The organism is Streptomyces sp. NPDC101151 (assembly GCF_044768335.1).
GTDB lineage: Bacteria > Actinomycetota > Actinomycetes > Streptomycetales > Streptomycetaceae > Streptomyces.
In genome coordinates, this window is sequence record NZ_JBIWPP010000020.1 from 142,833 (window position 1) to 152,383 (window position 9,551).

Here is a 9,551-nt window from a genome sequence, read left to right on the forward strand (position 1 = left end):
GCTAGTTCCCCTCGTTACCGTCGCCCGGCTGCGTCTGCCGTGCCCGCTCCTCGGGCGAGGGTCCGAAGGTGTCGTCCACCGCCTGGTCGAACTGCTTCTGGTCGACGCCGAACACCTCGTTGAGCACGTCGGACTGCATGCCGCCCTGGCCCTCGGTCAGCACCGACCGACCGGTGTCCTTCCACGTCTGCAGCGCCTCGTCACCCGCGTCCTCGAAGGACTTGGCGCTGTAGTCGGGGTCGAGCCAGTCGGGCTTGGCCACCTCTCCCCAGCTCTGCCCGGCCAGTTCCTCCTCCGTCGCGTCCGGGTTGCCGCCCGCGATCGCGTTGAGTCCGTACTTGAACGTGGTCTCGACGTACCTGTCCTCTTCCCAGACCAGCCCCGCCGCGAGGCCCAGTTTCGCCGCGATCGCGTTGGCGTCCTGAACCAGGGCTCGCACGCCCCACTCCCAGCGCTCGCAGTAGTCCTCGAAGTCGACGGACAGACCATGATGGCCGGCCTCCATACCGGTCATCGCGAGCTGGGAGAACCCTTTGCCCATGACGGAGCCGGTGGCGTCGCCCACCTCGCCCAGCTCTCCGATGGCCTCGCGCAGCCCGGTGGTGATGCGCCGCACGCTGTACGGATCGACGTGCAGATCCGCCCCCTCGCCGCCCATCAGCCCACCTCTGCGGCGGTGTCGGATGCGCGGTCCACGGCGACGGACTCCGGCACGAGCCCGAGGACCGGCGGAAAGAGCATCGCACCGTCCTCGTCGGCCACGTCGACGGCGATCCCGGCAGGCTCCTCCATGGCGGGCACGACCTCGTCGAGCAACCGCGCCCCGAGCAGCTCCGCAAAGTCCCAGGCGCGCCGGCTCTCTCCGCGCGTACGCGCAAACCGTGCGAGCGCCTCCTCAGAGGTGAACGCGAAGATCCACCGCACCCCTCCCAGGTGTCCCGTCCACACCCGTCCGCCGTCGAGCGGCACCAGGAGCGCAGCGCGCCGCAACTCCCCGACCATCTCCCGGGGGTCCCCCACCCCGCCTCTGCACTCGGCGATGCGCTCGGCAAGTACCGCCCCCGCCCCGTTGCTCACCACGACCTCCGTACGCACATTCGTCAGCAGGACACCATCCAGCACCGTAGGACAACACGCCGTGACGCCACATCCGGTTGCACCATCACCACACACGGACAGCACGCTCCGTGCAGACGAAGGTCCCGGATCCGACATGGAGAAGGGCTCGCCTCCCCAGGCGAGCCCTTGCTCTGAGTTCCGTTGTCTCAGAGGAGAGAACGGTTACTCATCAGACGTTGAACCGGAACGTACACGACAACGCTCCCACCCGCGAAAACGTGGTTCTGGGGCGTCCAGGTCGGCACAGAATCAGCACGGTGTCGCATGCTCCTCGCACGCCGACGGAGGCTGGACCTCCAGGATCGTCGCCGTCCCGCCCACCACCGCGGTCTCGTACAGCGTGATCCGGTCGCCCGGGCCGAGGTGCCTCCACCGCGCCGCGGTCAGGGGCAGGAGCCGCACCGGAGCCTGAGCACCGGGTGCGAGGTCACCGGCAAACTCGACCCACAGCCGGGCGATGTCCAGTTCACGCGCTCCGTCGTCCGTCCGGTTGCCGATGTCCCACATGGGCCGCAACACCCCGGCTCCGGGAATCGGTGTGCGCCGGAACGTCTCACCGGCCGGGCGGAGGACCAGTTCGGCCCGGATGACGCCCATTCTCGTCTCTGCACCCCGCCACGAGCACCACTCGCGGCTCCGTTCGAGCCCCAGCGTCCCGGCCGCGAGCTCCAGCTCGTCCCAGAAACCCGTCGGCGCGGTCCATCCGTCACCCAGCTCCTGCAGCAGGTCGAGTGCCACTTCCCACTCGTCGTGCGCGAGGTAGTCCCAGACATCGGAAACGGTGATGTCGTTGCCTGTCGCCACCCCGTCGGGCACCAGCAGCGAGGCGGCCTCAAGTATCCCGACGACATCCATGCGCCGATTATGGATCAGGCGCACAACGCCCCCTTGACGGCCTCCATCGCTAGGGTTGACTCATGACCGCACTGCCCGACTGGATGCGCCCGCCGCGCGCGGAAGGCTGGTTCGCGGAGGACCTGGATCGCCTCCCCGAGGCACCACGCCACACCGAGCTGATCGATGGAGCCCTCGTCTTCATGATGTCGCCCCAGCGGTCCTGGCATGGCCGCCTCGTCACCGCCCTGACCACCACGCTCATGGCGCAGGCTCCGACTGGCATCGAGGTCGAGCGTGAGATGACGATCCGCCTCGATGCCCGCAACCGCCCGGAGCCGGACCTCCTGCTGACGGACCTGCCCTACGACCCCGACCGCACCTGGTACGCCCCGGAAGACGTGAAGCTCGTCGTCGAGGCGGTATCCCCCGAATCCGCCCACCGCGATCGCACCGTAAAACTCCGCAAGTACGCAGAGGCCGGCATCCCGCACTACTGGTGCATCGAGGACGAGGACGGCGCACCCGTCGTCCACGTCTACGAGCTCGACGAACCCACCGGCGCCTACGCGCCCGCCGGCATCTTCCGGGGCACCCTCCAGCGCCCGGTGCCGTTCAAGATCAGCCTGGACCTCGACAAGCTCACGCCGCCCCGACGCGGCTGAAAAGTCAGCACCAAGTCAGCACGGGAACGGGGAAGGGGTCGGACTCGCCAGAGTCCGACCCCTTCCGACCTGCACACTTGACGAAAGTATCTAACGTGCAGTAGCGAGGCGGCTACACGTTGAAGCGGAACTCCACCACGTCCCCGTCCTGCATCACATAGTCCTTGCCCTCCATACGCGCCTTGCCCTTGGCGCGGGCCTCGGCGACCGAGCCCATCTCGACCAGGTCCGCGAAGGAGACGACCTCGGCCTTGATGAAGCCCTTCTGGAAGTCGGTGTGGATCACACCGGCAGCCTCGGGGGCCGTGGCGCCCTTCTTGATGGTCCAGGCGCGGGACTCCTTGGGGCCGGCCGTCAGGTAGGTCTGCAGGCCCAGGGACTTGAAGCCGACGCGGGCCAGGGTGGCGAGGCCCGGCTCCTCGGCTCCCACCGACTCAAGGAGCTCCAGGGCGTCCTCCTCGTCCAGCTCGGCGAGGTCGGCCTCCAGCTTGGCGTTCAGGAAGATCGCCTCGGCCGGGGCGACCAGGGCTCGCTGCTCGTTCTTGAAGTCCTCGTCGGTCAGCTCGTCCTCGTCGACGTTGAAGACGTACAGGAACGGCTTGGTGGTGAGCAGGTGCAGGTCGTGCAGCAGTTCGTTGCGCTCCGTGCCCTGGACGATGCCGTGCGCGAAGAGCGTGTCGCCCTTCTCCAGGATCTCCTTGGCCTCCTCGACGGCCTTGACCTTGGGAGCGATGTCCTTCTTGATCCGGGACTCCTTCTGGAGGCGCGGCAGGACCTTCTCGATGGTCTGGAGGTCGGCGAGGATCAGCTCGGTGTTGATCGTCTCGATGTCGTCCTTCGGCGAGACCTTGCCGTCGACGTGCACGACGTTCTCGTCCTTGAAGGCGCGGATGACCTGGCAGATCGCGTCGGACTCGCGGATGTTCGCGAGGAACTTGTTGCCCAGGCCCTCGCCCTCGGAAGCGCCGCGCACGATGCCGGCGATGTCGACGAAGTCGACCGTGGCCGGAAGGATGCGCTCCGACTTGAAGATCGAGGCCAGCTGCGCGAGGCGGGCGTCGGGGACACCGACCACGCCGACGTTCGGCTCGATCGTGGCGAACGGGTAGTTGGCCGCCAGCACGTCGTTCTTGGTCAGGGCGTTGAAAAGGGTCGACTTGCCGACGTTCGGCAGGCCGACGATTCCGATCGTGAGCGACACGTTGCGACTTCCCGTAGATGAGTGGGGCCAGAGGCTGCCAGGGGGCCAGAGACACTGGCCGATCCACCAGTCTACGGCGTCTGCCACGGCGGGCTCGCGGGAGCGTCGAACGTCCGGCCAAGCTGTCTTCATCGGCGTGTCTGACGGGCGATTCGACACATAAACAGACCTAGGTTGGTCCAATGGAGCAACGCAGGACGCGACCCCCTCACATCGGACGGCGACGTGGCACACCGTCCGGTATGAGGGGGTCGCTGCCATCGCAGGCAAGACGGCGGGCGGGCGAGGGCAGGCCGGCGCCCAGGGGGGAGCGGGCCGCGCGCCCGGTACGGGCCGACCGGCCGGTGCGGCCCGGCGGGGTGCCGGGCCCCCGGCTCACCGGGCTCGGCGGGGGGCTTTTCGGCGTGGTCGCGATGTTCCTGCTCGGTTGCCTCGACCAGCTGCTGTTCGGGGCGTCCCTGACGCTGTACGGCGTGCTGTTCGTGCCGGTGTGCGTGCTGACCGCGCTGTGGGTGCGGGGCGGTGATCTGCTCACCGCGCCCGTCGTCGTGCCGATCGCCTTCGCCGTGGGCCTCTTCCCCCTCGCCGACGGCAGCGGGGGGCTGGTCGGCCGGCTGATGGGACTGGTCACCGGGCTCGCCACCCAGGCGGGCTGGCTGTACGGAGGGACGCTGGTCGCGGGGGTCATCGTGCTCGTACGCCGGGTGCTGTGGGTGCGGGCCCGCCGACGTCGCTAGAGCCTGTCCGGCGGATCAGGCCGGCTCCGGGCGGCGATGCCTCATCGGCGCAGGTGAGCGAGGTCAGCTGCGCATGCCGGACCCCGCGATTCCGGAATGCTCCGCCGGGCAGGCGTGCCTCGGCACTAGCTCGCCCGGGCCTGCGACGCCCGCATCGCCGCTCCGACGATCCCCGCGTTGTTCTGCAGCTGGGCCGGCACGATCTCGGCCTTGATGCCTTCGATGAAGTGCAGGAACTTGTCCGCCTTGCGGCTCACCCCGCCGCCGATGATGAACAGCTCGGGCGAGAAGAGCATCTCGACGTGCGCGAGGTACTTCTGGACGCGGCGGGCCCAGTGCTCCCAGGTCATCTCGTTGTCGTCCTTGACCTTGCTGGAGGCCCGCTTCTCCGCGTCGTGGCCGTTCAGCTCCAGGTGGCCCAGTTCGGTGTTGGGCAGGAGGGCGCCGTCCACGAAGACGGCGCTGCCGATGCCGGTGCCGAAGGTGAGCAGGATGACCGTGCCCCGGCGGCCCTGGCCGGCGCCGAACTGCATCTCTGCGACGCCCGCCGCGTCCGCGTCGTTGACCACCGTCACCGGCAGGCCGCCCAGCCGTCCGCTGAACAGGGCGCGCGCGTCCGTGTCGACCCAGCTCTTGTCGACGTTGGCCGCCGTACGGACCGTGGCGCCGCCGGTGACCACTCCGGGGAAGGTCAGGCCGACGGGGCCCGTCCAGCCGAAGTGGTCGATGACCTGCTTCACCCCGTCGGCCACGCCGTCGGGCGTCGCCGGGTGCGGGGTGAGCACCTTGCACCGCTCCTGGGCCAGGTCGCCCTTGCCCAGGTCCACAGGGGCGCCCTTGATCCCGGATCCGCCGATGTCCACGCCGAAGATCTGCATGGCTCCACGTTACGTCGGACGACTGACAGTCACTACGGTGTACGCCCGTGCGCAGGGCGCTGGATCACTCCGCAGCGGTGTCCGTGGCACCCGATCCGCCGCGCTCGGCGACCAGGGCGGCGGCCTCTTCGCGCAGGTCGCGGCGGAGCTCCTTGGGCAGCGAGAAGGTGATGGACTCCTCGGCCGCCTTGACGAGCTCGACATCGCCGTAGCCGCGCTCGGCGAGCCACTGAAGGACCTGCTCGACCAGGACCTCGGGGACGGAGGCGCCGGAGGTGACGCCCACCGTGGTGACGCCCTCCAGCCAGGCCTCGTCGATCTCGTCGGCGAAGTCCACCAGGTAGGCCTCGCGGGAGCCGGCGAGCTTGGCGACCTCGACCAGGCGCTTGGAGTTGGAGGAGTTGCGCGAGCCGACCACGATGACCAGCTCGGCCTCGGCGCCCATCTGCTTCACTGCGAGCTGGCGGTTCTGCGTGGCGTAGCAGATGTCGTCGCTGGGCGGGGAGAGCAGCTGCGGGAACTTCGTCTTCAGGGCGTCGACGGTCTCCATGGTCTCGTCCACGGAGAGGGTGGTCTGGGACAGCCAGACGACCTTCGACTCGTCGCGGACCTCGACCTCGGCGACGTCCCCGGGGCCGTCGACCAGCTGGATGTGGTCGGGGGCCTCGCCGGAGGTGCCGATGACCTCCTCGTGGCCCTCGTGGCCGATGAGGAGGATGTCGTAGTCCTCGTTGGCGTACCGGACGGCTTCCTTGTGGACCTTGGTGACCAGCGGGCAGGTCGCGTCGATGGTGGCGAGACGGCCGCGCTCGGCCTCCTCGTGGACCACCGGGGCGACACCGTGTGCCGAGAACATCACGATGTTGCCCGCCGGCACCTCCTCCGTCCGCTCGACGAAGACGGCGCCCTTCTTCTCCAGGGTCTGCACGACGTACTTGTTGTGGACGATCTCGTGCCGGACGTAGATCGGGGCCCCGTACTGCTCCAGGGCCTTCTCGACGGCGATCACGGCGCGGTCGACACCGGCGCAGTAGCCCCGGGGGGCGGCGAGCAGGACACGGCGGCCAGGCGAAGCGGTCATGGGACCCATCGTAAGGCCGCGTTCGGCGGGCCCGGGATCGCGTCCCCATCCCCTCCAGGGGAAAACCGGGACCTATGTCCGACACCGGCACGGCCGCACCCGAGGCCGAGGCCCGCCACCGGCTGCGCCGCAGTCCGGGTTTCCGGGACCTGGTGGTCCACGGGCTGCTGTTCATCGCTCCGACGGCACCGGTCGGTGTGTTCGGCACGGTGGACGCCAGTCGCACGGGGCGGTGGCGCTGGTGTACGTCGTGGCCACCGTGGCGATGACGGTCACCGCGTTCCGTTACGCGCAGATGGTCCGGGTGGTTCCCCGGGCGGGGTCGGTGTTCGCCTACGCGCGCGGGGGGGTCGGGCGGGGTGCCGGGTTGGTCGCGGGCTGGATGGCGATGCTGGACTATGTGCTGATCCCGGCGGTGGCCTGCCTGTTCTCCGGGATCGCGCTGAACGCGCTGGTCTCCGAGGTGTCGCGGTGGGACGCTGCTGCACGCGAGCGTGGTGGGGTTCTTCGCGGTACGGCAGGCCGGTGAGCCGGTGGCGGCATGTGCTGGTGCCGGTGGCGGGTGCGGCGATCACGGTGGCGGTGATCGCGCAGGCGTCGGGGGCGGCGCAGGCGGTGGGTGCGGCGTGGCTGGTCATCGGCCTGCTGGTGCTGGTGGGGCAGCGGGGACGAACGAGCCCGTCCGGCGCCCGAGGACGCCGCCTTTTGTCAGTACCGGCCACTACGCTCGCCGCATGGCTGTGAACACGTCGCCCGAAGCGCCCCTCCCCGTCGGTGAGGTCTCCCGGCTGATCGGGGGCTGGATCGACCGGCTCGGCGCGGTGTGGGTCGAGGGGCAGATCACACAGTTGTCGCGGCGGCCGGGGGCCGGGGTCGTGTTCCTCACCCTGCGGGACCCCTCGTACGACATCTCCGTCGGCGTGACCTGCTACCGGCAGGTGTTCGACGCGGTCGCCGATGTCGTCGGCGAGGGTGCGCGTGTCGTCGTACTGGCGAAGCCGGAGTGGTACGCCCCGCGCGGGCAGCTGTCGCTGCGGGCCGCCGAGATCAAGCCCGTCGGCGTCGGCGAGCTGCTGGCCCGGCTGGAGCAGCTGAAGAAGGCGCTCGCGGCCGAGGGGCTGTTCGCTCCGGAGCGGAAGAAGCCGCTGCCCTTCCTGCCCCAGCTGATCGGGCTGGTCTGCGGCCGCGCGTCCGCCGCGGAGCGGGACGTGCTGGAGAACGCCCGCCACCGCTGGCCCGCCGTCCGCTTCGAGGTGCGCAACGTCGCCGTGCAGGGTGTGCACGCCGTGCCGCAGGTCGTCCAGGCCGTCAAGGAGCTGGACGCCGTCGACGACGTGGACGTCATCATCGTCGCCCGCGGCGGCGGCAGCGTGGAGGACCTGCTGCCGTTCTCCGACGAGCAGCTCGTGCGGGCGGCCGCGCAGTGCCGTACGCCCGTGGTCTCGGCCATCGGGCACGAGCCGGACAACCCGCTGCTGGACCACGTCGCCGACCTGCGCGCCTCCACCCCGACCGACGCCGCCAAGAAGGTCGTGCCGGACGTGGGCGAGGAGTTCGAGCGGGTGCGGATGCTGCGGGACCGGGCCCGGCGGTGTGTGGAGGCGTTCGTGGACCGGGAGCAGCGGGGTCTCGCGCACGCGCTGGCGCGGCCCTCGATAGAGGATCCGCACCGGATGATCGACGAGCGCGCGGACCACGTGGCCGCACTGCTGGACCGCGGCCGGCGCACCCTCGGCCATCTCCTGGACCGCGCCGACTCGGAGCTGACGCACACGCACGCGCGCGTGGTGGCCCTCTCCCCCGCCGCCACGCTCAAGCGCGGGTACGCGGTGCTGCAGAAGGCCGACGGGCACGTGGTGCGCGATCCGGAGGAAGTGGCGCAGGGCGAGGCGCTGCGGGCGCGGGTCGCCGAGGGCGAGTTCAGCGTACGTGTCGATGTCTAGGGTGGGTGGATGACCAGCAAGGTGGATGAAGCGCTCTCGTACGAGCAGGCGCGGGACGAGTTGATCGAGGTCGTACGGCGGCTGGAGGCCGGTGGTACGACGCTGGAGGAGTCCCTGGCGCTGTGGGAGCGCGGCGAGGAGCTGGCCAAGGTGTGCCGGCGCTGGCTGGAGGGCGCCCGGGCCCGGCTGGACGCGGCGCTCGCCGAGGAAGAGGCCGGGGAGGACACCGAGTAGGCACGGCCGGGTGCTGTGAAGCGGATCACCACGCCCCGCTTTTTGTTGAAGGTTGAACTTCTCTCGCGTAGGGTCATGATGCCCACTCAGCCGGTCCGGCACCCCGGACCGGCCACGCACCCGAGGAAGTCACGCATGTCTCTCGTTCTTGACCCCGCCGCCCAGGACCTGCTGTTCCGCGAGGCCCGCACCGCGAACACCTTCACCGACGAGCCGGTCACCGAGGAGCAGGTCCAGGCGATCTACGACCTGGTCAAGTACGGCCCCACCGCCTTCAACCAGACCCCGCTGCGCATCACCCTGGTCCGCTCCCCCGAGGCCCGTGAGCGCCTGGTGCAGCACATGTCCGAGGGCAACCGGCCGAAGACCGCCACCGCCCCGCTGGTCGCGATCCTCGCCGCGGACAACGAGTTCCACGAGGAACTGCCGGCCCTGTTCCCGGCCTTCCCCCAGGCCAAGGACCTGTTCTTCAGCGAGCGCCCGGCCCGTGAGGGCTCGGCCGCGATGAACGCCGCCCTGCAGGCCGCGTACTTCATCGTCGGCGTCCGCGCCGCCGGCCTCGCCGCCGGCCCGATGACCGGCTTCGACTTCGAGGGCGTCCGCAAGGAGTTCCTGGACGACGACCACACCCCGCTGATGGTCGTCAACATCGGCAGGCCGGGTCCGGACGCCTGGTACCCGCGCTCGCCGCGCCTGGCGTACGAGGACGTCGTCACGACCGTCTGAGCCGCCCCCCGCGCACAGGTGAGAGGCCCCCGCCGCGGGGCGAATTCCAGGGGTCGTTGCAACACAGTGATCAACTGGCTGTGGCCAGGAGCTTAGCGAGGCGCTCGGCTGGGGTTTCCCAGCCGAGCGTTTT

12 protein-coding genes and 1 pseudogene are annotated in these 9,551 nt (G+C 70.0%); 7 read left to right on the forward strand and 6 right to left on the reverse strand.

The window, feature by feature from the left end; genetic code table 11:
* Position 1: 1 nt before the first annotated feature.
* The 3 genes from ACIRU3_RS30720 to ACIRU3_RS30730 form a co-directional block, all read right to left on the reverse strand.
* Positions 2-658 carry a hypothetical protein gene (locus ACIRU3_RS30720; protein ID WP_404062950.1) on the reverse strand — a complete coding sequence of 219 codons (657 nt, stop codon included), beginning with the start codon at positions 656-658 and terminating at the stop codon, positions 2-4.
* Positions 658-1,119 carry an SseB family protein gene (locus tag ACIRU3_RS30725; RefSeq protein ID WP_404062996.1) on the reverse strand — a complete coding sequence of 154 codons (462 nt, stop codon included), beginning with the start codon at positions 1,117-1,119 and terminating at the stop codon, positions 658-660. Before ACIRU3_RS30725 ends, ACIRU3_RS30720 begins: the two co-directional genes overlap by 1 nt.
* A gap of 249 nt (positions 1,120-1,368) precedes the next feature.
* Positions 1,369-1,974, reverse strand: a complete 606-nt coding sequence (locus ACIRU3_RS30730) for a hypothetical protein (protein ID WP_404062952.1) — start codon at positions 1,972-1,974, stop codon at positions 1,369-1,371.
* A gap of 62 nt (positions 1,975-2,036) precedes the next feature.
* Between ACIRU3_RS30730 and ACIRU3_RS30735 the strand changes: the two genes are divergently transcribed.
* Positions 2,037-2,618 carry a Uma2 family endonuclease gene (locus ACIRU3_RS30735; protein ID WP_404062955.1) on the forward strand — a complete coding sequence of 194 codons (582 nt, stop codon included), beginning with the start codon at positions 2,037-2,039 and terminating at the stop codon, positions 2,616-2,618.
* A gap of 112 nt (positions 2,619-2,730) precedes the next feature.
* On the opposite strand, the gene ychF is transcribed toward ACIRU3_RS30735, so the two are convergent.
* Complete coding sequence (ychF, locus tag ACIRU3_RS30740; protein WP_404062958.1) at positions 2,731-3,819, reverse strand: redox-regulated ATPase YchF; 1,089 nt, start codon at positions 3,817-3,819, stop codon at positions 2,731-2,733.
* 182 nt (positions 3,820-4,001) lie between these two features.
* Here ychF and ACIRU3_RS30745 point away from each other — a divergent pair, with 182 nt between their 5' ends.
* A complete protein-coding gene (locus ACIRU3_RS30745; RefSeq protein WP_404062961.1) occupies positions 4,002-4,556 on the forward strand; it encodes a DUF6542 domain-containing protein in 555 nt (184 codons plus the stop codon).
* A gap of 125 nt (positions 4,557-4,681) precedes the next feature.
* Here the strand turns inward: ACIRU3_RS30745 and ppgK are convergent, their stop codons facing one another.
* Positions 4,682-5,434, reverse strand: coding sequence for a polyphosphate--glucose phosphotransferase (gene ppgK / locus ACIRU3_RS30750; protein ID WP_404062964.1), 753 nt, complete (start codon positions 5,432-5,434; stop codon positions 4,682-4,684).
* Between the two features lie 64 nt (positions 5,435-5,498).
* Positions 5,499-6,524, reverse strand: coding sequence for a 4-hydroxy-3-methylbut-2-enyl diphosphate reductase (locus tag ACIRU3_RS30755; RefSeq protein WP_404062967.1), 1,026 nt, complete (start codon positions 6,522-6,524; stop codon positions 5,499-5,501).
* Positions 6,525-6,589: 65 nt separating this feature from the next.
* On the opposite strand from ACIRU3_RS30755, the pseudogene ACIRU3_RS30760 reads away from it, so the two are divergent.
* The 5 genes and pseudogenes from ACIRU3_RS30760 to ACIRU3_RS30780 all read left to right on the forward strand — a co-directional run.
* Positions 6,590-6,990, forward strand: a pseudogene (locus ACIRU3_RS30760) (amino acid permease); the annotation flags it as partial.
* Positions 6,991-7,040: 50 nt separating this feature from the next.
* Positions 7,041-7,259, forward strand: a complete 219-nt coding sequence (locus tag ACIRU3_RS30765) for a hypothetical protein (protein WP_404062970.1) — start codon at positions 7,041-7,043, stop codon at positions 7,257-7,259.
* A complete protein-coding gene (gene xseA / locus ACIRU3_RS30770) occupies positions 7,250-8,458 on the forward strand; it encodes an exodeoxyribonuclease VII large subunit (RefSeq protein ID WP_404062972.1) in 1,209 nt (402 codons plus the stop codon). Before ACIRU3_RS30765 ends, xseA begins: the two co-directional genes overlap by 10 nt.
* A gap of 9 nt (positions 8,459-8,467) precedes the next feature.
* Entirely contained in the window at positions 8,468-8,692 is a 225-nt protein-coding gene (locus ACIRU3_RS30775; protein ID WP_404062975.1) for an exodeoxyribonuclease VII small subunit, read from the forward strand.
* A 135-nt stretch (positions 8,693-8,827) separates the two neighbouring features.
* Positions 8,828-9,418 (forward strand): malonic semialdehyde reductase, encoded by a 591-nt coding sequence (locus ACIRU3_RS30780; RefSeq protein ID WP_404062978.1) that lies wholly within the window; start codon positions 8,828-8,830, stop codon positions 9,416-9,418.
* Positions 9,419-9,551: the final 133 nt, after the last annotated feature.